The sequence below is a fragment of the Pantoea sp. Aalb genome (assembly GCF_009829985.1).
Lineage (GTDB): Bacteria > Pseudomonadota > Gammaproteobacteria > Enterobacterales > Enterobacteriaceae > SZZU01.
This window is the reverse complement of sequence record NZ_SZZU01000005.1, coordinates 1-25953: the sequence shown is the minus strand read 5'-3', so window position 1 is coordinate 25953 and position 25953 is coordinate 1. Positions and strand designations below refer to the sequence as shown.

The following is a 25953-nucleotide window of genomic DNA, read 5'->3' as shown; positions in this document are numbered from 1 at the left end:
TATATAGATTTTTATATTTTAAATCATTAATTTTATAGTAAAGATACAAAACATAGCTAACCAATATCAATAAACAACACCCCTTCTAGGTACTACACTAAAAAACTTCACTGAAATCGAATTCAATTAACCATATAATTACATCATTTAAAGTAAATGAACAGAATAATCATATTTTTTTTAATTCTTTGATTTGAATCAGTTCATTTATTATTAATATCATTGAAGTAGTATATAACTTAAATATAATCACTATTATGATAAGAAATATATTCTTGTCATGAACATGGAACAGCGTCATAGCCGTAATAAGCTAAACGTCCTTGGCGGTAAACATGATCAGGTTTAGGTAAGTTTGGTTCAGAACCTATTTGAGTTTGTTTTAAGATAAAAATTAATGAAATTTTACCATGGCAACGATGTTCTTGTAACCAACTTTCAAAAACATCTCCATCAACATAACTCATTTTCGCATCAGGGTAGCTTAAACCATATTCTAGTTCTCCTGGTTCATTATAAAGTATAATATCGCTTCGCTGTATCATCCAAGCTATAGTTGACGCCATTCCTGTGGTATTAGTTAATAAATATCGGCTATTTTTTAACTGATTTTTTATAACCCTAATAAAGCTCTGCGGCTGTTTTGTATTTTTAATTTCTTCAGGAATAGCGTAACCAATCATTAATGCCATTCCTAATGGACATAATGCTGACCACTGCCATAATCCTTTTTCTAATTTAATACTTAGCCAACCAATCATAGCCCAACTAGAAAAGGCTATTACACTACATAATAAATTAATTTTTTCATCTTTATTATATATCTGATAATGTCTTAATCCCCACGGAGCAAATACAGTTAACAACATAAAAGTTGAAATTAATCCAAATAATAAATTAATTAATCCATTTATTTTAAGAAAATTAATAATTTTAAAATTATTAATATATATATATTGTGCCATCAATAATGCTAAAGGGGCAAAACAAGGTAAAATATAGGTAGGTAGTTTACCCTTTGAAAGGCTAAAGAATAATAGGGGTAATACCATCCAACTAAGTAAATAAACTATACCAATATTCTTTTTTCGCTGAAGCCATGCACTAATCAGAGCCCCTGGTAATAATCCTAACCAAGGAAGACAACCAATGCATAAGATTGGTATATAATACCAAAAAGGTGCTTTATGCTGAGCATTAAAATTGGCAAAACGTTGAATATGCTCTACCCAAAAGAAATAATTCCAAAAATCTTCTTCACGACGATAAATTTCTAAAGCCCAAGGGGCACTTAATAAAATAGCGATGAATATACTAAATGATCCCCAAATTAATAATTCTATAAAGCGACGTTGCCAAATAGCCCAAGGTGTAATTGCCAATATTGGTATTACAAATGCTATAAATCCTTTAGTCATAAAACCAATAGCACAAGCTATTCCTAATAATATATAGCCTAGCAAACGCTGTTTTGTAGATATAGCTTGTACGGCTAGCCAATAGCTACACATAGCTGATACTAACCAAAGCAATAAAATAGGATCTAGTACTGCATAAGTACCTATAATATATACTAATAAAAAAGTAAGAAAAATAATACTACCAGTTAAAGCAACTTTATTATTAGAAAATATCTGTTTACCTAACCAATAAAGCAATAATGCACTTAAGGTAGTATTAATAATTGCTCCACTACGTACGCCAAAATTAGTATGACCAAATAGTAATTGTCCAAAATTATTAATCCAGTAACCGGCAATTGGTTTCTCAAAATAACGTAACCCTAAAAAGTGAGGTACAATCCAATCAATACTAGTTAACATCTCACGACTAATTTCAGCATAACGCACTTCATCTGGTTGCCATAAATCACGAAATTCAATAGGAACAATATAATAGAGTGCAAAAACTATAGTCAACAGAGCTGCTTTAGTACGTGTAATCATTAATAATGCCTATTAACAAGTTTAATTTTGGCAACCTAACCAACCTTCTCGTCCTGGAATATATCCACGTAATACTTTACCTTCTGGTAGTGTATTAATATCATTTGGTAAGAGTTTGCTTAAAGGACAAAAATGAATATTATGTTTTTCAGCACGAATTAAAAGGTTAATAAAATTTTTAAGCTCAACAATTCCTTCAATTTCGGCATGAATAGTATAAACTGGAGAACCCGTTGCTTCACACATTGAATGAAGGATAAAATCATTAAAACTTAAAGAACTTACTGATTGACCAACTACTTCATCCCAAGTAGGTAATGTAACCGGAATTTGTACCGTACCTAGCGAACCATCATATAAACGCGGCAAAAATGGTCCAGTACCACGACAATCACTATTATAAATGAAACCAAATTTTCTTTTAGCAGCTAATACCCGACTATCAGCACGCCAACCTGCTACTGCAGAACAAGTTACTACGCCGTCAATAATATCTTCTAATATATTTTTACCATGTGCTATTTCTTCAATAAGTTTATTTTCATTCCATATACCAGCCCATGTTTGCCATGCGAAGTGATCCCAAGCATGTAAACCAATCTCATGCTGATCAGCTGCTGTAGCATTAACGATATCAGTAAGCCCTTTACCTATTTCTCGTCCAGGCCAAGCAGTTCCTGCTAATAAAATATTCCATCCATAAAGTGACGCTGCTCTAGAACGTAACATTTTCCATAAAAACCGTGGTTTTATTAAACGCCATAAGTGACGTCCCATATTATCTGGACCAACGCTAAAAAAAAAACTAGCTTGAAGTTGATGTATTCTTAACTGCTTTAGTAATGCCGGTACACCTATCTTAGTACCACGCCAAGTATCTACATCAATACGTAAACCGATTTTTTTCATTCTTGTTCCTGTTGTAACTCAATAGTACGTAGAAAAAAATCAAGAGTATTGTCTATAGTAGTATCCATTTTTATGGTTGGATACCAATTTAGTAAATGATAAGCATTTTTAATTGATGGCTTACGATGTTCTACATCTTGATATCCTTTTCCATAATAGCTACTACTTTCTACATTGCAGAATCCTGCAAATGGCGGAAAACAAGTACGTAATGGATGACGTTCAAATCTAACTAATAAACGTTCAGCCAACTCTTTAATACTAGCTTCATTTGCTGGATTACCAATATTTATAATCTGCCTATCACAATTATTTTGCTTATTTTTAATAATAAGAAATAATGCCTCTATTCCATCATAAATATCAGTAAAACAACGTTTTTGCGCACCACCATCAATTAATTTAATTGGAGATCCTTCAACTAAATTTAAAATCAATTGAGTAATAGCCCTTGAACTACCAATACGTGCAGCAGTTAGATTATCCAATCGTGGACCTATCCAATTAAATGGACGAAATAAGGTAAATTGCAGCCCTTCTTTTTCACCATAGGCCCAAATTATACGATCTAATAATTGTTTAGAGATAGAATAAATCCAGCGTTGTTTATTAATCGGTCCAACTATAAGATTAGAATTATCTTCATCAAATTGACTATCTGTACACATTCCATATACTTCGGATGTAGAAGGAAAAATAATACGTTTTTTATACTTCACACAGTCACGAATAATTTTTAAATTTTCTTCAAAATCTAATTCAAAAACACGTAGTGGATTACGAATATATTCTATAGGTGTAGCAATAGCTACTAAAGGTAACACTACGTCACATTTTTTAATGTGATATTCTATCCACTGTGAATGAATACTTATATCTCCTTCTACAAAATGAAAGTAAGGTTCACCTATAAATCGACTAATAGCATCTGAACTAATATCTAATCCATATACTTCAAAACTGTTTTCCTGTAACAGGCGTTCAGTAAGATGATTACCAATAAAACCATTTACACCTAGAATAAGGACACGTGTACGAGATTTAACTGTATTACTAAATGTAGAAAGCCTTGCACCAGGAACTATACCAAGAGTATATGCTAATTGGCTTCCACTCATATCAACACCTTTATCATTTTGGCCAGTTATCACTTCAAGTAAGCTATTTTTACACGCAATTATAAATGGTTTTACTGAAAGTACAGTACCTGGTCTTACTTTCAATTTATTTAATTCATTATTGTGTACACGTCCTTTCCATATTATAAATTTTACTCTACCAAAAAAAGAAAATGCTCCTGACCATGGATAAGACACAGCACGGATTAAATTATTGATGCATATTGCAGATAAATCCCATTTAATTAGCCCATCTTCTGGAGTACGACGTCCAAAAATAGTAGCTTCACTATGATTTTGCGGCGTAGATATAATTTTACCACATTTTATTATAGGTAAAGTTATATCAAGAAGTTGTGTTGCACATTTTACTAATTTACGATGTAATGTTAGTGCATCATCTTGCTCTTCAATTACTACACGTAGCTGCTTAACAATATTTCCAGCATCAGCACGTTTTACCATATGATGTAATGTCATACCAGTCTCAGTTTCACCATTCAATAGAACCCAATTTAATGGTGCTCGTCCACGATATTTTGGTAAAAGTGAGCCGTGTAAATTAAATCCACCAAAACGAGCACTATCTAAAATCATATTGTTGATCATATTACGATAGTAAAAAGAGAATATAATGTCGGGTTCCATATCCTTAATACGATCTATCCATAAAGGATGATTAACTTCTTCAGGAGCATATACTGGAATGCCTTGTTCAGCAGCTAAACGGGAAACTGAACTAAAAAAATAATTTTGAAATTCAGAATCGGTATGAGTAAAAATAGCAGTAATTTCAAACCCGTGATTGAAAAGCGAATTAATGCCAACACACCCTATATCCTGATAGGCAAAGACAAGTGTTTTCATTCCTTAATTTCCTGTATCGAGGAAGCATCTTTTTGCGCTTGGATAACACTTTGAATAAAGTATCGTGGACGAGCACGTACATCATTGTAAATGCGGCCAATATACTCACCAAGCAATCCCATACCAACAAATTGAGCACCTATAAAAATGAATAAAACTGCAAACAACATAAATACACCATCTCCAGCCCATTTAGCTCCTAAAAGTAAACGTAATAAAATCAATATTAATGAAAATATAAATCCAACTATAGCGATTAAACTGCCTATAATACTTAAAAGACGTAAAGGTGTAGTAGTTAAACAAGTAATTAAGTCATACATTAAATTAATTAATCTTAAAAAACTATATTTGGAACTGCCAAACTCACGTTCTGTATGTGCTACCGGTAATTCAATAGTAGTACGTGCAAAAGTATTTGCTAGAATTGGAATAAAAGTATTACGTTCTTGACAGTTAAGCATTGCATCTACAATATGTCGACGATATGCACGAAGCATACAGCCATAATCACCCATAATTTTTCCAGTAAATTTTTGAATAAGATGGTTAATTATGTGTGAAGTACTACGTCGAAACCAACTATCTTGACGATTTTGTCTGACAGTTCCAACTACATCATAACCTTGTTGCGCAGCTTGTACTAAATTAGGAATTTCTTCAGGTGGATTTTGAAGATCAGCATCTAAAGTGATGATCAGATCACCAGAAGTATGGCTAAATCCAGCCATAATAGCAGAATGCTGACCATAATTACGATTGAGAAGTATACCAATAATGCGACTATTAGGTATATTTGCTAAATTAGTAATTATCTGATTAGATTGATCACAACTACCATCATCAACCAATAAGATTTCATAATCTAGATTTAATTTATTACAAGCAGCCTTAACACGACGTATTAATTCAGGTAAACTTTCTTTTTCATTATATACTGGAATAACTATAGAAACTTTAAGAATTAAATTAGATTCTATCATCTTATGCTCCAATGATTCGACGTAAAGCATTAGTAACTCGCCTAACATCTTCGTTACTCATATCTGGAAATAACGGTAATGAACAAATACGATTGCTATTCCATTCAGTATTTGGTAAAGAAAGATTCGGATAACGTTCGCGATAATATTTATGTTTATGAACTGCTTTAAAATGTAAGCCCGTACCAATATTTTGTTTTTTTAAAACTTTCATTAAAGTATCTCGGCTAATATCACACTGAGTGTCATCAACACGAATAATAAATAAATGCCAAGCATGTCGATATGTCCACTTTGGTATTTCTAAAGTTAAAAACGGCATGCCAGTTAATTCAGAAAGATAAATTTGTGCTATCTCTCGTCGACGAGCATTAATAGTAGAAAGTTTTTTTAACTGCACACGTGCAATAGCAGCGTTTATATCTGAAAGATTATATTTTAAACCTGGTATTATTACTTCTGCATTTGGTTTCCGATCATGGGTATCACGGTTATATGAATTAATACCAAGTCCATGAGATTTAAGACTTCTTATGCGTTCTGCCATTATCAAATCATCGGTTACAACAAGTCCACCTTCAGCACAGGTGATATTTTTTATGGCATGAAAAGAAAAAATTGCTGTACCTTGATGACCTACATGAAGATTTTTATAATAACATCCCACTGCATGTGCAGCATCCTCTATAACAGGAATACCATAATGTGCAGCCATGATACGAATACTATCAATATCTACGGCTGCACCTGCATAATGAACAGGAATAATAGCTCTTGTATTTGGAGTAATAGCAGCCTCTATATGTTCTGGTGTTACCATTAGAGTATCACGATCAACATCTATCATAACTGGCATTGCACCTAATAATGTAATAATGTTAAGTGTAGAGACCCAAGTTAAAGAAGGAGTAATTACTTTATCACCTGGTTTAATACCTAATGCTAAAAGAGTAACATGCATACCAGCCGTAGCTGAACTCACTGCAATTGCATATTTATTACCGGTAAGTTGGCAGAAATCCTTTTCTAAGGCTAAATTCTGTGGACCTGTAGTGATCCAACCTGATTTAAAAACTTCATTTACCGCCTCTAACTCTTCCTGACCTAACGAAGGACGAGACAAGGGAAGAAAAACCATAATTTTACCTTAATATATGTAATGTACATTTTGAAAATATTTAAAATATTTTTTATTATAAAAAAATTATATTTTTTAGTAACTCAAATTATTTTATTAAATTAAAATTTAACTAATTAACTCATCATGAAAAAATAACTATAAATTTAAGAAATATGTTCTTAAAAAAACATATGAAATAAAGATAAATAAATTACCCACTTTTTTTTACGTCTAAAAACAAATAATACTCTAAATAGATCACAAATAATTTAAAAAAATAAATAACTTAATGAATAAATAAATTAAAATTTAATTTATTATTTTTTTCTGTTTAATGATGATCTAATTCAAATTTTATTGTTAAATAAATATTAGTTTCAATAAATAATATTTAAATTTTAATTTAACTTTAAAAAAAAATTTATTAATAATTAATATATATTTATAATATCATAAAAAAATAAATGTATTCTATGTAGAAATAGGTTAAATTGATTTACGTATAAACTAATTAATAGCTAATAATATTTAACTAATATATTGAAAATTTCTTTTAGTTTAGAAATTAACAATTAAATTATATCTTCATATAGTATTGTTAGATATTAACTAAATACGATTAATTGATTAAACTATTTTATACTCATTATTATAATAATGCTAAATATATAATATTTAGCAAATTAAACTGTTTTTCTAGGAAATAATTTAAAAATTTAATTTTTAAATTATAGAATTTGAGATAAATTATAAAATTTTCAAATTATAAAACAATAATTTCTATTTTTATTTTTTAATAACTATTATTCATAATATAAATATATGGTTTATTTTTCCCGTATTTAATAATTACATTTACATTATTTTAAAAAAAGTAAACATAAAATATCTTACATAAAAGTAAAAAATATCTTTTTCAATAAATAATATTTTAATATTAATCTATTAATATCTTTTTTACTACAGTATCTAAGTAAAACTAACAATATACTAATAAATTCTTTTTACGTAAATTTAATACTTAATCTAATACATACGAATCAAAAATCTCCATAGATGTGGTTCAATTCCTAATATTGTAGTTCTAAAAAATAATAAAATACCTAACACTAAATATGATTATTTTTCTATCCAATAAAAAATATCATTTTGTTTATAAATGATAAAAATAAATATAATCATAATGAATGATATTTAGAGAATGATATTCTCATTCTTTTTAAATTAATATATTTTTTAAGTAATAATTATTACATATATGTCGATATGAATATATAAAGCAATAACATAAAATCCATTAAGTACCGTTTATTAATTATAAATAAAAAACTTTAAAGTATTATCCAACTAAAAGGTTATTCCATGTTCTTACACTTGAAAAACTATAATAAAATACTATTACTATAAATTATATGTATTATTAAATAATAGAATGTTTTTTCTTTTTGTAGTACACTTTTTTTAAGTTAAAAATTTTTATAACATAGCGATTTAAAATTCAATCTTTAAGTGTCAAATAAAGCTCTTTAAATTTAGATAATGTATATTTGATTTTATAAATAACTTTATAAGTTATAAAAATCTGAATAAACATATTTTTAAATTTGAATACATTTAAAAATATGTTTATAAGAATTTAATGTTAATAATAATTAAAATTAATTACCTAATTTTAAGTTAGTATAACAACTTAGTATTTTTACTACTTCAGCCATAAATCATTTATTTTATAGATAATTTTTTATATAACTAAAGTTTATTATATATAAAATATATAATAAACTATTATTTTTAATAAACTTAGATATATAGTAAAAATGATAAAGATATACTTAATTTTTTAATAAAACTTATCTTATATATAATAATCCTATTAAAAAATCCTATTAAAATTTTAATAAAATTATTTAAAAAATATTTAATATGTTTAGATATATATCAGTAATATTTAATACATACTTTTATAAAAATAAGATAAGAATCTATATTTTTTTGATAATTAAAAAACAATAATTAAAATTTAAAAACAATACTTTAAAATTTTTTTAAAATAAATGAATTATCATAATTAACTTAAATATAATTTAGATTATATAAAATTGTACTTAAGAATAATTAGCAGCTAAAATTGCTAAAAAACTAAAACCACGCTTTTCTAAAATTAAAGCTGCATTTGCAGCACGTATACCACTAGCACAAATTAATATTATACGCCGGTTATTAGGAGGTTGCCAAGCATATATTTCTTGTGGTGAAATGCGTTCAACATCGTTAATTATACTAACAGGTGCTTCTTTATAACTACGTAATTCTATAACACAGTCATCTTGGGAAATTAATTGTCGGTCAATAAAAGGTATTGTCGGCTGTTTTGGTTCAGATGCAGAATCAAAGCGAAATTTATGAAAATGCCAATTAATGAAATCACAATTAATAATACAGCCTAATGGAGAAGGTAATAAACCTAGTAGTACACTAATAACCATTTGTGCTTGTAAAGCACCTAATGTTGCTACTGCTGGTCCCATTACGCCAAAAATATTACAATTAGTTATAGAAGTTGGAAAAAACGGAAAAACTGCACGATAACTAGGAGCATTATAACAAAAACCTCCTACATAACCACAACGTCCAAGCACCGAAGCACTAATTAAAGGAATTAAATGTTTATGACAAGCATCCGAGAGTAAATAAGTAATAACAAAATTATCAGCAGCATCAATCACTATATCAATGTTTTTTAACGCATGATCTAAAATACTTGCAGTTACTAATTTTTGTATAGCATCAATTTTTACATCAGGATTATACTTCTTAAGTGTTCTTTTTGCACAAGCAACTTTAGAATATCCAATATCATTGATAGTAAAAAGTGTTTGACGATGTAAATTATGCAGTGATACTACATCCTTATCATAAAGACGTATATAACCAATACCAGAACCAACTAATTGCATTAATAATGTTGAGCTTAATCCACCTACTCCTACCACAAGTACGCGTGCTTGTTTAATTATTCTCTGACCAACATGTCCAATTTCTGATAATATAATCTGACGGTGATATCGTTCCATATAGGCATTCCTTTAATTAAGATCTGCTAATCCAAATATTGGTGTAGAAGCTACAGCTATATCTCGTTTTTCCATTAATCCAGCATTAAATGCTATTAACCCTGCTTCAATCGCTTGGCGAAAGGCACTCGCCATTAATATGGGATTACCAGCTTTTGCTACAGCAGTATTGAGTAATATACCATCAAAACCCATTTCCATAGCTTGTGTTGCGTCCGAAGGTGAACCAATACCGGCATCGATGATAAGAGGAATACCATTAAACCAAGAACGTAGTGTACGTAAAGCATCTAGACTACGTAAACCTTGACCAGAACCAATTGGTGCTCCCCAAGGCATAAGTAATTCACAACCAACAGCTAATAGTTTTTCTCCAATAACTAAATCTTCTGTGGTATACGGAAAAACCTTAAATTCTTCTTCGCTTAAAATACGAGCTGCTTCTACTAATGCAAAAGGATCTGGCTGGAGAGTTTCAGCATGTCCAATTATTTCTAATTTTATCCAAGGAGTATTAAGCAAATCACGTGCCATATGAGCTGTTGTTACCGCTTCTTTAACAGTATAGCATCCTGCGGTATTTGGTAAAATACGAACATTAAGTCCACTTAATAATTCACGAAATACTTTACCCTCCTTACCTTCACGTCGTAAACTAACGATAATGATTTCAGTACCAGATTCATTAATTGACTGTTGCAAAATATATGGAGAAGGATAACCAGCAGTACCAAGTAAAAAACGAGATTTAGCATCAAAACCATAGAACATTAATTAACCTCCTTGCATAGGTGATAGAACCTCAATTTGATATCCTTCTTCTAATATTTGTTTATCATATTTATTCTTTGGAATAAAAGTACCATTAACAGCAGTTGCAATTGCATTCAAATCAATTTTCTGTTGATTTAATAGTTCCTTTAGATTGTTAGTTTGAGTAGTAATAATCTGACCATTGAAATAAACTTTCATACATTTTTTTCCTTTATCAATAAGCGTTGCATTAATTTTTCTGCCATCATTGGAGCTAACAAAAAACCATGTCGATACATACCGTTAAGATAAAAAGTATTATTTTGATAATAAATTTTAGGTAAATTATTTGGATAAGCTGGACGCAAACCACTGCTGCTTTCTATAATACGTGCTTCAGCCAAGGCTGGATGAATACTATAAGCAGCGCTAAGCAATTCCATCATAGCACGAGCACTAATGTTACTAGCATCATTACTTTCAATCATAGTAGCACCAAGCATAAAATATCCATTTTCACGAGGTACTAAATAACAAGGAAATCGTGGATGTAATAATCGAATAGGCCGAGAGAAATGTATTTCTTTACTATGTAAAATTATCATTTCTCCACGTACTGCGCGTAAAAGAGGTAACTTATGTGAAGCATGAATGCCTCGGCAGTCGATAATATGGCTATTTGGATGACAAATATTAAAAAGTACACCATATTCTAGTAATTTTTTATGTATTTCCATAAGTGTTAAACGTGGATCAAGATGCGCTTCCATTGGAAAAAAAAGTCCTCGCGCAAAACGTTGTTCTAATTCCGGTTCAACTTCAGAAGGAGTAATCCATTGATGTTTTGTAGTCATTCTTGCAAAACGATTTAATTCTTGATGATCACGAGGTGAAGCTATTACTAAAGTTCCATTTTTTTTAACACTACTAACGCGTTTTTGCCACCATGTAGCAGCGTATTGTCCCATTAATAAAACATCTTGTGGTGCACTTTCAGATTCACACCAAGGTGCAAGCATTCCTCCAGCAAACCAAGAAGCTGGTTGACAATTATCTTTGTTTATAACTTCAACTTCTTTACCATTTTCTGCTAATACAGTTGCCACACATAAACCAACTACACCACATCCTAAAACTGTCCAACGGCTCATAAAATATTCCAAAATAAAAAAGATAATAAAACGAATAAATAATTCTCCTTTTATTAAAACCATCTAAATAAGATCAATAAAATAATCTACTAATTACTATTAGTAATAGTATATCAGTTTATTTTTATATTATATGATAATAAACAATCAATATTAAAATATTTAATAAAGATTAGAAATAAACAATTAACACTTAATTTTATATATAATTTATTATAGTTTTAATAAAAATTAAAAGTAATAATATTATTTGTAAATATAAAAATAATTCTATTTTGATTATTAATTAGCTAGGTTTTAAAAAATAAATCTCATATTTTTTAGAAATTATATACTGAATAAAAGTTCATTTTTAAATAAAGTATATTTTTAGATGTAAAAGATTTTTTTAAAGAAAATAAAGATAATAACTAAACTAAAAAACCCATATAGTTTTTATAATTTATAAGTTAAATTAAAATTTTTAATGATTTGACTATACATAATAATATGATTATATTTCTTTTTGCTAAGTTAATCATTTAAATTATTAATAATTTAAAATTATTTATGTTTTATTAAATATATAGTAAATTTATTTTTTAAGATAATTTATAAATTATTAGTGATGCAAAAGTTCTTTATAAAAGACTAGTGCATCACTAATACAATGTTATAATGCATTATGTGATTAATTAAACAATTAATACTACCATGAACAGTTATTATTATGCTTACAAATTTTAATACTGTAGTAAACCAAAGTAGAAAGTTCTCTCAATTACAAAAAATAATAGAAATACATTTAGATGCTTTATTGCCTATTAGACAAAAGCCTGATTTGATAAATACTGCAATGAGAGCTAGTACTCTTGCACCTGGTAAAAGAATTCGTCCACTACTTCTTATACTAGCAGCACGTGATATGGGATGTAAAGTTCAAGAGAAAAGTATTTTAAATTTGGCTTGTGCAGTAGAGATGGTACATACTGCATCTCTTATTCTAGACGATATTCCTTCAATGGATAATGCATTAATACGCCGAGGTCGTCCAACGATACATCGTGAATTTGGAGAAAATATAGCAATACTTGCTGTTATCGCTCTACTTAGTCGTGCTTTTGAAGTAATTGCTAATACACCTAATGTAAAATCTATACAAAAATCTAATGCTATAGCCGAACTATCTTCAGCTGTTGGATTACAGGGATTAGTCCAAGGACAATTTCAAGATTTACAAAATGATATTCTTCAAAATCACAATATAGAAACTATAACTTTAACTAATGATCTTAAAACTAGTATGCTATTTCGTGCTACATTACAGATAGCAGCTATTGCTTCTGATGCTACACAGCAAATGCGGCAGAAATTAATTAATTTTAGTCAAAATTTAGGTCAAGCATTTCAATTACTTGATGATATATCTGATTATTATAAATATATAGGTAAAGATAGTCATCAAGATCAAAGTAAATTAACTCTTGTCCGTATATTAGGAATAGATGGTGCAAAATGTCGACTTAATACGCATTTAAAAAATGCTGAAATTTACTTAACAGGTGTATGCAAGTATGGAATATCTACTCGTCAATATATGTACTCTATTTTCTATCAACAGTTAAGTATGTTTAATTAATGTAATAAAATTATTAAACTCATATTTAAATATAAAATATTCATATCAAGTATATATAATAAATGTTATATGATATTAATTTTTAATTATTTCATTTTATGAAATATTTTTAAATATATATATGCGATATATATATTTATTAAATAATAAAAAATATTATTATTTAATTTATATTAATGTTCAGTAATATTTTTATTTTAAATGTATATCATATGTATTATATACCTACGCATTTAAAATAATTCAAAGTTTAAATATAATTTATCTACTTAAACTCGTATTAATAATTTATTTACTTAATATGTAATATATATAAATACATAATATTTATATATTAATATAATTAAATATTTAAAATATAATAATAGTTAGAATTATATTATTAATTTTTAATTATATTAAGCAAAAAAATAATTTATTATTAATAAATTATTTAATAGAGGCGAATTAATGTATAAAGAATATGATATTATTCTAGTAGGAGCAGGTCTTGCAAATGGATTAATTGCATTATATATAAATCAATATCATCCTACTTTACGATGTTTAATGTTAGAAAGTAATAATACTCCGTTCGGAAATCATATTTGGTCATTTCATCAAAACGATCTTAGCCAAAAACAATTTATTTTATTAAAACCTTTAATTTCATTTAGTTGGTCTAGTTATAAAGTATATTTTCCAAATTTTCAACGTAGAATAATCGGTAATTATTACTCTATTACATCTACTAATTTTACACGTTACTTAACCAATATTATGGGTAAAAACTTACTTACTACGACCAAAGTAATACATATTACCCCTACTAAAGTAATTTTAGAAAATAATGATGAAATACACGCTAAAGTAGTTATTGATGGAAGAGGAATAAGGTCAATGCCATATTTCCAAGTTGGATATCAAGTGTTTATTGGACAAGAATGGCAATTAAGTCACCCTCATCATTTATCACAACCTATTTTAATGGATGCAACGGTTGATCAACAAGAAGGATATCATTTTATTTATATATTACCTTTCAATAATAAACGTCTTTTAATTGAAGACACTTATTACGTCAATCAACCTATATTAAATCAAATAAAAATACGTAAAAATATTATTAAATATGCTCAAGATCATAATTGGAAATTAAATAAATTAATACGTGAAGAAGAAGGCTCTTTACCAATCATATTAAGTGGAGATATCAATATGTTTTGGAAACAGCAAGGTAATCAACCATGTAGCGGCTTACGAGCTGGGATATTGCATTTTACTACAGGTTATTCATTACCTATTGCTATGTCATTAGCTGAATGTATAATAGGAAAACTTCCGACCAATTCTTTCGTAATAAGTCAATGTATCGAAATGTTTGCTCGCCAACATTGGCATAATCAACGATTTTTTAGATTTCTAAATCGTATATTATTTTTAACAGATCATCCAAAACAACGATGGAAAATAATACAGCATTTTTATCGTCTTGATGCTGATTTAATTAGTCGATTCTATTTTGGACATCTTAGATTAAAAGATAAAATATGTATCCTTTACGGAAAACCACCTGTTTCAATCAATAAAGTATTACGAGCTCTTTTAAGAATAAATCATAGCACAGGAAATATATTATGAGACGTATCTTTATAATTGGTTCAGGTTTTGGTGGATTAGCTTTAGCAATTCGCCTGCAAACTGCAGGTATCCATACTACAGTTTTAGAAAAACAAAGCAAATATGGAGGATGTGCATATGTTTGGAAAGAAAAAGGTTTTACTTTTGATGCTGGACCAACAGTAATTACTAATCCTAATGCTATTAAAATGTTATTTACAATGTCTGGAAGATTATTTAGTGATTATATTGAATTATTACCAGTTACTCCTTTTTATCGCTTATGTTGGGAAAACGGGAAACGATTAGATTATAGTAATAATCAATTATCGTTAGAACAACAAATTGCTCAATTTAATCCTAAGGATGTTGAAGGTTATCGTAAATTTCTTAATTATTCTCGTAATGTATTTAAAATAGGATATTTACAATTAAGTACCGTACCATTTCTTAAATTTAAGGATATGTTACGTGTTTTCCCACAATTAAGTCGATTACATGCTTGGCGTAGCGTATATAGTATGGTATCACACTTTATTGAAAATGAATATTTACGTCAAGCATTTTCTTTCCAATCATTATTCATTGGGGGTAATCCCTTTACAACATCATCGATTTATACTTTAATTCACGCTTTAGAACTTGAGTGGGGGGTATGGTTTCCACGTGGAGGAACAGGGGCGTTAGTTAATGCTATGGTTAAATTATTTAAAAATCTCGGTGGAGAAATTTTACTTAATACTGAAGTAAGTCATCTTGAAATAATAGGTAATCGAATTCATAGTATAAAAATAAAAGATGGAAGGAGTTTTGATGTTGAAGCTGTAGCATCAAATGCTGATGTTATACATACTTATCATGATTTACTTCGTTCTCATCCTATAATAAATAAACGTGTTACATCCTTAAAACGAAAACGCATGAGTAATTCGTTATTTATATTATATTTTGGTCTTAATAAATCTCATTCTCATTTATCACATCATACTGTTTGTTTTGGTCCTCAATATAAAAAGATTATTAATCAAATTTTTAATAGTAACAAAATATCTAATGAGTTTTCGCTTTATTTACATGCTCCATGTAATAGTGATCCATCTCTCGCACCTTCAGGTTGTGGAAGCTTTTATGTATTAACACCAGTTCCACATCTTGGAACTGCAAATATAAATTGGCAATTAGAAGGACCTCGTTTGCGTGACAAAATTTTTATTTATTTAGAGAAGTATTATATGCCTGGTTTACGTCAACAATTAGTTACTCATAAAATATTTACCCCATTTGATTTTAGAAATACTTTTCATACATATCAAGGTTGTGCTTTTTCTCTTGCTCCTATTTTAACTCAAAGTGCTTGGTTTCGACCTCATAATCGTGATTCTAATATTCAAAATCTTTATTTAGTCGGTTCTGGCACACATCCTGGAGCGGGTATTCCTGGTGTTATTTGTTCTGCTCAAGCTACAGCACAGTTAATGTTACAGGATTTATTAATATGAATATTAATTTACTTCAATATATTGAAAAAATAATTAAAAATGGATCAAAAAGTTTTTTTATTGCTACAAAGTTATTAGATTCTTCAACACGACGTAGTACTTTATTACTTTACACTTGGTGTCGTTATTGTGATGATTTGATTGATGGACAAAATTTAGGAATTTATGGTACTCAAAAATCGATTGATGATTTAAAAGCTCGTATACTTCATCTAAAAATTGAAACTAGTCGTGCTTATGATGGAGCTTATATGAATGAACCTGCTTTTAAAGCTTTTCAAGAAGTTATATTTAAACATAGTTTACCGTCTAAATTAGCATTTGATCATTTAGAAGGTTTTGCAATGGATGTACGTAATGAAAATTATTATACCTTTAACGATACTTTACGTTATTGTTATCATGTAGCAGGTATAGTAGGTTTAATGATGGCACATGTAATGGGAATTAAAGAAGAATCAGTTTTAGATCGTGCGTGTGATTTGGGCTTAGCTTTTCAACTTACTAATATTGCACGCGATATTATTGAAGATGCACAAAACGGACGATGTTATCTTCCACAATTATGGTTAGATAATGTAGGATTATCTCGTAGTTTGTTATGTGATCCAAAATATCGTGCTGCTCTTGTTCCTCTTGTGACAAAATTGATTAGTAAAACAAATTATTATTATTATTCAGCATATTATGGATTACAAAATCTATCAGTTCGATCTGCATGGGCAATTGCTACTGCATATAATGTTTATCATAGAATTGGTTTGAAAATTAAAGCTTCTGGAATACATGCTTGGGATACACGTCAATATACAAGTAATAGTGAAAAGCTAATACTTTTACTTAAAGGAGCAGTAATGGCTATTACTTCTGGATTTATTAATCCACAGAAGCGTCCTTGTTCTCTTTGGCAACGTCCTCGTTAATTTTATATTCATTTATTTTAATTAATTTTTGTTTTAATTTTAAAATAGGTGGTGCATAAATAAATCCAAATGATATGCAGCCTTCTTTTTTATTTGTTGTATGATGCATAAGGTGTGCTATATAAATTCTTTTAAGATATCCTTTGTTAGGAGTATAATGGATGGTCCATCGTTGATGTACTATTCCATCATGAAAAATAAAATAAAGTATCCCGTAAGTTGTTATTCCTATTCCTATTAATTCTAATATTAATTTACCAACTATACCTAAATAAATTAATATTATAGCTATAAAAGAAAAGAAGATAGCATAGATATCATTAAGTTCTAATTTATTAGTATGTTTTTTATGATGGGATAAATGTAAATTCCATCCACAACCATGCATTATATATTTATGTGTCAATGTAGCTATGATTTCCATCATAATTACTGTAAATATTATAATTAATATATTCCAAAATATATACATTCTTTATTTGTTCTTATAATAATGAGTATTATTATACTGTACTTAAAGTTTTTTATATGCAAGTAAGATACATATATAATTTATTATAATAAATTAATTTAACTTTTAATTAAAATAGTTAAGTTTATTGTATTTATACACTATTTAATAAAGATAAGAATAAATATAAAATAAAATGATATTTTATTCTTATTATAAGATTCATTTATTTTTAGTATATGTCAAGATTTTTAATAATTTGTTTATTTTTTATAATTAAAAGTATTTTATTTATTTTACTTAATAATTTAATAATTATCTTTTAAATAATTTATATGTTCTAATTTTTTTTTATTATTAAATGTTGAATTATGTTCTGTAATGGTTAATTAAAATTAATGTACTATCTTAGATATTTCATAAATAATGAACTTTATTTATTTTTAATGTAGATAATGTAGATAATGTAGATAATGTAGATATAGTTATACAATGAATAGATCTTAATAAAAAATCAAAAAAGATCTAATAAAGATCCTAAATAGATCACTGTTCGTTGTAAGCTGCTATTTATAAGGCCTAAGAAGGTGGTTGTGTTCACTATAATCAGTAAAACGTTCACTATAATTAGTAAAACATTCACTATATACTGTAAAATATTTACTATAATCAGTATTTATGTTCACTATAATAAGAAATTTAAGTTTTTTATTTAGTAAATAAAAAACTTAAATTTTGAAAAATAAAAAGAGTAAAAACAAGGTGTTACTTGAACCATTTCTATCAGTAAAAAAAAATAGTGGAGAAGTTATTCAACTTCATCCTAATAAAAATAATACTGTACAACCAGTAGCTTTGATGCGTTTAGGGCTATTTGTACCTACTCTGAAATCAACTTCACGGGGTAAGTCTGGTACTATGGCTTCAACAGATGCAACAAAAGAACTTAAAAATTTATCATTAGTCAAAGCAGAAGGTTATGAAAAAATTACCATTACTGGAGCAAGATTAGATATGGATAATGATTTTAAAACTTGGGCTGGTATTATCCAATCCTTTTCGCGATATCCATCTAAGAATAATAGTGTTACGCTCTTTTTTATTGATTTCGTTAAAATGTGCGGGATTCCATCAGCAAATTCATCAGCTGCATTACGTAAGCGATTAGACGCTTCATTAAGACGTATTGCAACTAATACGTTATCATTTGAAGGCAATGGTAAAGCATATTATACACATTTAGTACAATCAGCATCTTATGATCGTGAAAAAGATCTAGTATGTATTCAAGCAGATCCTAAATTATTTGAATTATACAAATTTGACCACAAAGTTTTATTACAATTACGTGCTATTGCTCGATTAAAAAGAAAAGAGTCAGCACAAGCTCTTTATACTTATTTAGAAAGCTTACCTAATAATCCTGTTCCTATTTCACTTATACGTTTACGTATGCGTCTTAATTTAGGTTCTAAGACAACGACACAAAATCATATTGTTCGACGTGCTATGCAGCAGTTAAAAGAAATTGGTTATTTAGAATATTCGGAAGTGAAACGTGGCCGTTCAGTTTTTTTTATTATCCATAGTAGGACACCCAAGCTTGATTCTATTAGTAATATAGAAAATAGTGATTTAACTGAAAACTAAATTTATAAGTTAATTTAATTTATTTACTATAATCAATTTTGTGATAATTATGTTTAATATTTTTTAATTCTAAAAATAAATCAATTCGTAAAACAGGCATTAATATGTTCACTATATTGAGTATTTAATTAAATTTAATTTATTTATTTTAAATGCAAAATTTTAATAAATAAAAAATATAAATTTTATTCATACTATTTATAGTATTTAATATATTGATTTTTAATATATTTAAAATTTATATACTGTTTAGATTCAACTATAAACAATACTAAATATTAATATAAAATACCATAAAAATTAAAACATGATTCAATAAACAATGTGTAATAATATATACAGTTTAATTTTATTCGTGATTTATTAATCATAGCCCTTAAATTACTATATAATTTATATAACAAATTATAGTGAATGTTAAGATAAACTCGATTATAAAAAACTATACTTTAACTAGTAAATTTTATTCTTAATTACTATTGATCTACTTATCATAGAATAAGTATATCAATAAGGATTTTTCTTATTACAGTGAATTATTAAATTCAATTGGAGTTTCATATCGTATATCGGCTTACTGAAGCATAGTACTTATTTTTTAATTTTATTAAATTTTTAAGATTAATTTTTATTAATAGTAAATAATACATTCAGTGAAAAAAATATATAAAGAATAGAAAAATATTCTGTTTTTAGATTTTAAAAATGTTAATTGATTAAATAATAAATTAAAATTATAATAAATAATACAGTTTTTATTATTAATATATGGTAAAGATTATATATCTCTTTCCTAGAATTTATAAAGAAGCTGATTAGCTTACTTTATGTTAATAATTTAATAAAATATTAATATTTATTTTAAATAGAAATAAATATCATTATATTTATAATAATTAATTTTTAAAAATATTTTTTGAAAGATATTTTTTTTATTATATTTAGATGTAAGAGGTCTTCTATTACTTTGATTTCAATAAAAAAAACTCCATCTTTTTTTAGTTTTTGGCAAGCTGGATATGAAGGAGCTGATCATATTAATAGCAAAGGTCAACATCTTTCAATGAATGATTTAAATAATCATAATCTCCAAAGTAGTAGTGATTACTCGTTACTACTGCCTTTCGGTATACATACAGTACGAGAAAGTATTGGTTGGCGATTAGCAGAAACTAATATAGATGAAACCTTTAAAATAATAAACTCTAAAATGCAAGCAGCAAAGAAATATGGTATTCAAATACTTTGGAGTTTTTGTCATTATGGTTGGCCTAAAGATCTTTCACTTTTTTCACCTAATTTTATACCACGTTTTGCTATGTTTTGTAAAAATGTTGCTACTTATCTTGCTGATTATTATGATGAATCTCCAATTTATTCTCCAATAAATGAAATTTCATTTATGTCTTGGGGAATTTCTACTGGACTTTTTGGAAATGATACTCAACATCATCCAGATGAAATTAAACGCCAGCTTATTCGAGCTACTATTGCAGGTTGTGATAGTATTCTTAGTGTAGATCCACGTGTACTATTTCTACATTGTGATCCTATTATTCAAGTATTTGCAGATAACGAAAGTAAACTTTGCCATCAGCGTACTGTTGCAATTAACGAATCGCAATTTGAGGCATGGGATATGATTACTGGTGTACGTGAACCTCAATTAGGTGGTAAAAGGCGTTATCTTGATATTATTGGAGCTAATTACTACCATAATAATCAATGGTTTACTTTATCTAAACGTCCTCTTGATTGGCATTTAGGAGATTCACGAAGATTTCCTCTTCATAAGATGTTAAGTAATTTATCAAAGAGATACAAACAACCCATTCTAATAGCAGAAACCAGCCATGTAGGCAGTGGACGTTCTGCTTGGCTATCTCACATTACTGCACATATCGCACAAGCACAACTTAATGGATGTGATATTAGAGGCATTTGTATTTATCCTATTATAGATCGACCACTTTGGGATAATATAAAACACTGGCCTAATAGCGGACTTTGGGATGTAGATAGTTATTTTATACGTATTTTAAATCCAACTTATGCCACTACATTAAAACAATCACAATCTATATTAACTAATTTTCAAACTTTTATTCAATATGATAAAAAGCAAAAGGAACTTGTTATGAAACCATTAGTTCTATTAGTTTTTAGCCATCTGAGATGGAATTTCGTTTTTCAACGTCCACAACATATCATGTCTCGATTAGCGCAATATTATCGTATTTTCTTTATTGAAGAACCAATTTTTCAAGTCGGTGAACCATGTTTATTACAATATCAACCTACATCTAATATAACAGTAGTCAAACCATGTACTCATATTAAAGCACCTGGTTTTCATGATGATCAAATTAATATATTAAAGTCTCTCCTTATCAATCTAATTACTAATAATGAAAAATTATTAATTTGGTTTTATACGCCTATGGCCTTACCATTAATTGATTGCTTTCAATCCAAAGCAATTATTTATGATTGTATGGATGAACTTTCAGCATTTAGATCAGCCCCACCTCAATTACAACATCGTGAACTAACGTTGTTAAAATATGCCGATATTATATTTACAGGTGGAACTAGTTTATATGAATCTAAAAAACATTATAATTCTAATATTTACTGTTTTCCTAGTAGTGTGGATGTAGCTCATTTTGAACAGGCACTTGATCGTAATAACGATCATCCTCTACAGAAAAAAATACCTAAATTTCGGCTTGGTTATTATGGGGTTATAGATGAACGTATGGATATGCTTCTACTAGAAGCGATTGCAAAAGCGCATCCTGATTGGCAATTAATAATGGTGGGTCCAATAATAAAAATTGATGTTAATAATTTACCTCACATGAATAATATTCATTGGTTTGGTCAACAACCTTATGAAGCTCTACCTCATTTTTTAGCTGGATGGGATGTGTGTTTAATACCTTTTTTAAATAATAATTCAACTCATTTTATTAGCCCTACTAAAATATTAGAATATATGGCTGCACAAATTCCAATTGTTAGTACGGCTATACCTGATGTTAGTCGTCATTATAGTGATATAGTGAATATTACATTTTCTAAAAAATCGTTTATCGAAGCATGTAATCGTGCTTTAAAATTAACAACAAAAGAGAGAAAAAAACTAGCTATAAAAATGTCTAAAATAGTAGCAAATACATCTTGGGATCATACTGTTGCTCAGATGCAAAATCATATCTATGAATTATGTCATATTAATAAAAATTTTTAAAAGTTTATATAGATTTAGATCTTATGGTAATAATATTTTAAAAAAGTATAATAATTAATATAGTTTTACTTAATAAAATATTTTATATAAAGATATAATTTTTATATATTTATATCTTAATGAAGTAAAATATTCATATGTTAGACTATTAAAATTATTAACGAAAATAATGCTTCTTATATAACTATATAAAATTCTATTAATTTCTATTTTTAAGAATATTGAAACTAAAAAACTTTTTTCTAAAAGTAATCAACGAAGTTTATTTTTAAAAAAACTTAAAAATATAAAAATTATATTTTCATAAACAAATTGATAAATTGATTATTTAATATTTTTTAAAAATAAACTATATTTTTATATATTATGTTTATAATAGTAAATTAATGTCTATATTGAATAATTTTTAACTTATCATTAATCATAGCAAAAATATATTTAATTATTTTTATTTATTATTAATTAATAATTATATGCTATTTAATTTTAAATTAAAAATAATTTATTTTTCTTATATTTATATATATATATGGTTAAATAATAATTTAGATAATTTAAGTTAAATTTAAATCTAAATAAAAGACTATAATATAAAAATTTAAACCGCTACGCTTGTTAATTATATTAAATTTACTAACCTTATCTTATACTATGCGATAAATGATAATAAATAAATATAACCTTAATGATTTCTATTTATAAAGAGGATATATCATGATTGAACATCGTAGTGGATCTAACCATATGACAGAAGATAAACAAAAACCATCAGAAATCGGCAAAAAAGTCGGACAAAATAATGAAGGTAATTTTAAACATGATAAAGAAAAAGTTTCGCAAGTTGGTAAAAAAAGCGGACAACATAGCAATCGTTAATCATATAACCTAAATAATGAATAGTGGAAACCTTATTAAAGGCAAGGATGCCTAAATTAAATTTAATATTAATATATAAAATTGGAAGTTGAAAATTAAAAATTTCATTTATTAAATAATAATAAATTAACTAGTTAATTAACTTTTTATTTCATGTTATATTGAATTAATTTATTCCTTTAATTATATACGTGATTTTTTAATTCAAAAAAATATTACTTATAAGTAATTTAAAGATTAGAGTTAGAAAACAATTTTTTTGTTTAATATAAAGTATATTGTAGTCTACAATTAGCTTCTAATATCTAATAATAATATAAGTAAAAAAAGTCTTAGAGTAGTGAGATACTAAAACTTATTTACTTTAAAAAATACAATTACAAAAATTATTATTTAATAAATTATATGTAAATATGATATTATGTAAATAATATTAGTATGTTAGGATAGTACCATTATTTAATAATAGGTAATGATATCAATTGTAATATCTTTTCAAAAAAAAATAATTAATTGATAATTAAAACATATAATTAGAAACTTATAAATATATAATAATATATTGCATGTTAAATATTTAATATATCTATATATATTTACGTAATATTTTCACTTAATTTAATTATTAATTAATAATTCATTTATATCTTAATGATATATCTAAAATAGAACTAAAGTTCATCCTTAATATTAAATAATATTTTTATTTATTTTCCTTTAATATTCAATGAATCAATTAAAAAAAGAGAGTTGTATGAAATTTGAAAAATTAACTCGCCGTCATTTTATGGCATTTGCTGCTGGTAGCTCTGTAGCGTTAGCTATAGGTAAAGCTAGCTCTCACGAATCTAATTTTAACAATAGCCCATTTAGTAAAATTTTACATCAACATGATCCTGGGCAGAGAGATCCAATACGAGATAAATCAAATCCAGATTTAATTTATCCACCTTGTACAGATAATGGTACATTACCTAATTTGCGTTTTTCGTTTAGTGATGCACATATTAGACATAGTACTGGAGGTTGGACACGCCAAATAACACAACGTGAACTTGGTGTTGCTAGTACTATAGCAGGTGTGAATATGCGTTTAAATAAAGGAGGTATTCGTGAATTACATTGGCATAAGGAATCTGAATGGGCATACATGTTGTACGGCAAAGCTCGGATTACAGCTCTAGATAGTAATGGTTATTGGTTTATTGATGATGTAGATGTTGGTGATTTATGGTATTTTCCATCTGGGATTCCACATTCTATTCAAGGATTAGATCCAGACGGATGTGAATTCTTATTAGCATTTGATGACGGAAAATTTGATGAAGATAGTACATTTCTTCTAAGCGATTGGTTTAAACATATTCCCATAGAAGTATTAGCCAAAAATTTTAGAATAACAGTAGATGTTTTTAAAAATTTACCTTCTCCAGAAAAAGAGTATATTTTTGCTGGTAAAATACCAGATAATTCAATATCGTCAGTATTATCAATGAGAGGTAAAAAATCGAAGCTAATATTCTCACATAAAATGTTAAAACAAAAGCCATTTAGTATGCCAGGAGGTAAAGTACGTATTACTGATTCTAGTATCTTTTATATATCAAAAAATATAGCAGCTGCATTGGTTGAAGTACAACCTCATGCTATGCGCGAATTACATTGGCATCCAAATACTGATGAGTGGCAGTACTACTTAGAAGGAGAAGGTCGCATGGGAGTCTTTGCGTCATCAGGACAAGCACGAACTTTTAATTTTAGGGCAGGTGATGTTGGTTATATTCCCTTTGCTATGGGACATTATATCGAAAATACTAGTAATAAAACATTACGGTTTTTAGAATTATTCAAAAGTGAATATTATGCTGATATTTCTTTAAATCAGTGGCTCGCAAATACACCATCTTATTTAGTCAGTCAACATTTACATCTTGAAAATAGTTTTATGAATTCTCTACAGATTGAAAAACAACCTGTTGTAAAAAAATAAAATTTGATTTAAAATATAAAAATCTATATATATAATAAATTTTATTTATATAGATTTTTATATTTTAAATCATTAATTTTATAGTAAAGATACAAAACATAGCTAACCAATATCAATAAACAACACCCCTTCTAGGTACTACACTAAAAAACTTCACTGAAATCGAATTCAAT

General features: G+C 27.4%; 18 protein-coding genes. 8 read left to right on the top strand and 10 right to left on the bottom strand.

Features of this window, described 5'->3' with window-relative positions; all coding sequences use genetic code 11:
* Nucleotides 1-278: 278 nt before the first annotated feature.
* The 9 genes from arnT to FD728_RS04560 all read right to left on the bottom strand — a co-directional run bounded on the left by arnT (nt 279) and on the right by FD728_RS04560 (nt 11921).
* The gene (arnT, locus tag FD728_RS04600) at nt 279-1946 is read right to left on the bottom strand and encodes a lipid IV(A) 4-amino-4-deoxy-L-arabinosyltransferase (RefSeq protein ID WP_159935287.1); all 1668 of its coding nucleotides are present in this window, start codon (nt 1944-1946) and stop codon (nt 279-281) included.
* A gap of 21 nt (nt 1947-1967) precedes the next feature.
* A complete protein-coding gene (gene arnD, locus FD728_RS04595) occupies nt 1968-2855 on the bottom strand; it encodes a 4-deoxy-4-formamido-L-arabinose-phosphoundecaprenol deformylase (RefSeq protein WP_159935285.1) in 888 nt (295 codons plus the stop codon).
* Nucleotides 2852-4840, bottom strand: a complete 1989-nt coding sequence (gene arnA, locus FD728_RS04590) for a bifunctional UDP-4-amino-4-deoxy-L-arabinose formyltransferase/UDP-glucuronic acid oxidase ArnA (RefSeq protein WP_159935283.1) — start codon at nt 4838-4840, stop codon at nt 2852-2854. The genes arnD and arnA overlap by 4 nt, the downstream gene beginning before the upstream one ends.
* Nucleotides 4837-5823 (bottom strand): undecaprenyl-phosphate 4-deoxy-4-formamido-L-arabinose transferase, encoded by a 987-nt coding sequence (gene arnC / locus FD728_RS04585; RefSeq protein ID WP_159935295.1) that lies wholly within the window; start codon nt 5821-5823, stop codon nt 4837-4839. Before arnC ends, arnA begins: the two co-directional genes overlap by 4 nt.
* 1 nt (nt 5824) lies before the next feature.
* Nucleotides 5825-6961 (bottom strand): UDP-4-amino-4-deoxy-L-arabinose aminotransferase, encoded by a 1137-nt coding sequence (arnB, locus tag FD728_RS04580; RefSeq protein WP_204162629.1) that lies wholly within the window; start codon nt 6959-6961, stop codon nt 5825-5827.
* Between the two features lie 2087 nt (nt 6962-9048).
* Nucleotides 9049-10017, bottom strand: a complete 969-nt coding sequence (locus FD728_RS04575; protein WP_159935281.1) for a ThiF family adenylyltransferase — start codon at nt 10015-10017, stop codon at nt 9049-9051.
* Nucleotides 10018-10029: 12 nt separating this feature from the next.
* Nucleotides 10030-10788 carry a thiazole synthase gene (locus tag FD728_RS04570; protein ID WP_159935279.1) on the bottom strand — a complete coding sequence of 253 codons (759 nt, stop codon included), beginning with the start codon at nt 10786-10788 and terminating at the stop codon, nt 10030-10032.
* A 3-nt stretch (nt 10789-10791) separates the two neighbouring features.
* Entirely contained in the window at nt 10792-10989 is a 198-nt protein-coding gene (gene thiS / locus FD728_RS04565) for a sulfur carrier protein ThiS (protein ID WP_159935277.1), read from the bottom strand.
* Nucleotides 10986-11921: an FAD-dependent oxidoreductase gene (locus tag FD728_RS04560; protein WP_159935275.1), complete on the bottom strand. Its 936-nt coding sequence runs from the start codon at nt 11919-11921 to the stop codon at nt 10986-10988. Before FD728_RS04560 ends, thiS begins: the two co-directional genes overlap by 4 nt.
* Before the next feature lie 709 nt (nt 11922-12630).
* On the opposite strand from FD728_RS04560, the gene FD728_RS04555 reads away from it, so the two are divergent.
* From FD728_RS04555 to FD728_RS04540, 4 genes are all read left to right on the top strand, one after another.
* Nucleotides 12631-13539: a polyprenyl synthetase family protein gene (locus FD728_RS04555; RefSeq protein WP_159935273.1), complete on the top strand. Its 909-nt coding sequence runs from the start codon at nt 12631-12633 to the stop codon at nt 13537-13539.
* 450 nt (nt 13540-13989) lie between these two features.
* Nucleotides 13990-15159: a lycopene beta-cyclase CrtY gene (crtY, locus tag FD728_RS04550; protein ID WP_159935271.1), complete on the top strand. Its 1170-nt coding sequence runs from the start codon at nt 13990-13992 to the stop codon at nt 15157-15159.
* Entirely contained in the window at nt 15156-16637 is a 1482-nt protein-coding gene (locus FD728_RS04545; RefSeq protein ID WP_159935269.1) for a phytoene desaturase, read from the top strand. Before crtY ends, FD728_RS04545 begins: the two co-directional genes overlap by 4 nt.
* The gene (locus tag FD728_RS04540) at nt 16634-17560 is read left to right on the top strand and encodes a phytoene/squalene synthase family protein (protein ID WP_159935267.1); all 927 of its coding nucleotides are present in this window, start codon (nt 16634-16636) and stop codon (nt 17558-17560) included. Before FD728_RS04545 ends, FD728_RS04540 begins: the two co-directional genes overlap by 4 nt.
* On the opposite strand, the gene FD728_RS04535 is transcribed toward FD728_RS04540, so the two are convergent.
* Nucleotides 17514-17987 (bottom strand): beta-carotene hydroxylase, encoded by a 474-nt coding sequence (locus tag FD728_RS04535; RefSeq protein ID WP_236261833.1) that lies wholly within the window; start codon nt 17985-17987, stop codon nt 17514-17516. The genes FD728_RS04540 and FD728_RS04535 overlap by 47 nt on opposite strands.
* 786 nt (nt 17988-18773) lie before the next feature.
* Here FD728_RS04535 and FD728_RS04530 point away from each other — a divergent pair.
* The 4 genes from FD728_RS04530 to FD728_RS04515 all read left to right on the top strand — a co-directional run bounded on the left by FD728_RS04530 (nt 18774) and on the right by FD728_RS04515 (nt 25780).
* On the top strand, nt 18774-19661 hold the full coding sequence (locus FD728_RS04530) for a RepB family plasmid replication initiator protein (protein WP_370516253.1): 888 nt from the start codon (nt 18774-18776) through the stop codon (nt 19659-19661).
* A 967-nt stretch (nt 19662-20628) separates the two neighbouring features.
* Nucleotides 20629-22914: a glycosyltransferase gene (locus FD728_RS04525; RefSeq protein WP_236261832.1), complete on the top strand. Its 2286-nt coding sequence runs from the start codon at nt 20629-20631 to the stop codon at nt 22912-22914.
* Between the two features lie 714 nt (nt 22915-23628).
* Nucleotides 23629-23790 carry a general stress protein gene (locus FD728_RS04520; RefSeq protein ID WP_159935261.1) on the top strand — a complete coding sequence of 54 codons (162 nt, stop codon included), beginning with the start codon at nt 23629-23631 and terminating at the stop codon, nt 23788-23790.
* Between the two features lie 754 nt (nt 23791-24544).
* Nucleotides 24545-25780, top strand: coding sequence for a cupin domain-containing protein (locus tag FD728_RS04515; RefSeq protein ID WP_236261831.1), 1236 nt, complete (start codon nt 24545-24547; stop codon nt 25778-25780).
* The last annotated feature ends 173 nt before the right edge of the window (nt 25781-25953 follow it).

Coding starts and splice junctions, on each gene's coding strand:
- arnT (WP_159935287.1), bottom strand. CDS start 1,946: ATGATTACACGTACTAAAGCAGCTCTGTTGACTATAGTTTTTGCACTC.
- arnD (WP_159935285.1), bottom strand. CDS start 2,855: ATGAAAAAAATCGGTTTACGTATTGATGTAGATACTTGGCGTGGTACT.
- arnA (WP_159935283.1), bottom strand. CDS start 4,840: ATGAAAACACTTGTCTTTGCCTATCAGGATATAGGGTGTGTTGGCATT.
- arnC (WP_159935295.1), bottom strand. CDS start 5,823: ATGATAGAATCTAATTTAATTCTTAAAGTTTCTATAGTTATTCCAGTA.
- arnB (WP_204162629.1), bottom strand. CDS start 6,961: ATGGTTTTTCTTCCCTTGTCTCGTCCTTCGTTAGGTCAGGAAGAGTTA.
- FD728_RS04575 (WP_159935281.1), bottom strand. CDS start 10,017: ATGGAACGATATCACCGTCAGATTATATTATCAGAAATTGGACATGTT.
- FD728_RS04570 (WP_159935279.1), bottom strand. CDS start 10,788: ATGTTCTATGGTTTTGATGCTAAATCTCGTTTTTTACTTGGTACTGCT.
- thiS (WP_159935277.1), bottom strand. CDS start 10,989: ATGAAAGTTTATTTCAATGGTCAGATTATTACTACTCAAACTAACAAT.
- FD728_RS04560 (WP_159935275.1), bottom strand. CDS start 11,921: ATGAGCCGTTGGACAGTTTTAGGATGTGGTGTAGTTGGTTTATGTGTG.
- FD728_RS04555 (WP_159935273.1), top strand. CDS start 12,631: ATGCTTACAAATTTTAATACTGTAGTAAACCAAAGTAGAAAGTTCTCT.
- crtY (WP_159935271.1), top strand. CDS start 13,990: ATGTATAAAGAATATGATATTATTCTAGTAGGAGCAGGTCTTGCAAAT.
- FD728_RS04545 (WP_159935269.1), top strand. CDS start 15,156: ATGAGACGTATCTTTATAATTGGTTCAGGTTTTGGTGGATTAGCTTTA.
- FD728_RS04540 (WP_159935267.1), top strand. CDS start 16,634: ATGAATATTAATTTACTTCAATATATTGAAAAAATAATTAAAAATGGA.
- FD728_RS04535 (WP_236261833.1), bottom strand. CDS start 17,987: ATGATGGAAATCATAGCTACATTGACACATAAATATATAATGCATGGT.
- FD728_RS04520 (WP_159935261.1), top strand. CDS start 23,629: ATGATTGAACATCGTAGTGGATCTAACCATATGACAGAAGATAAACAA.
- FD728_RS04515 (WP_236261831.1), top strand. CDS start 24,545: ATGAAATTTGAAAAATTAACTCGCCGTCATTTTATGGCATTTGCTGCT.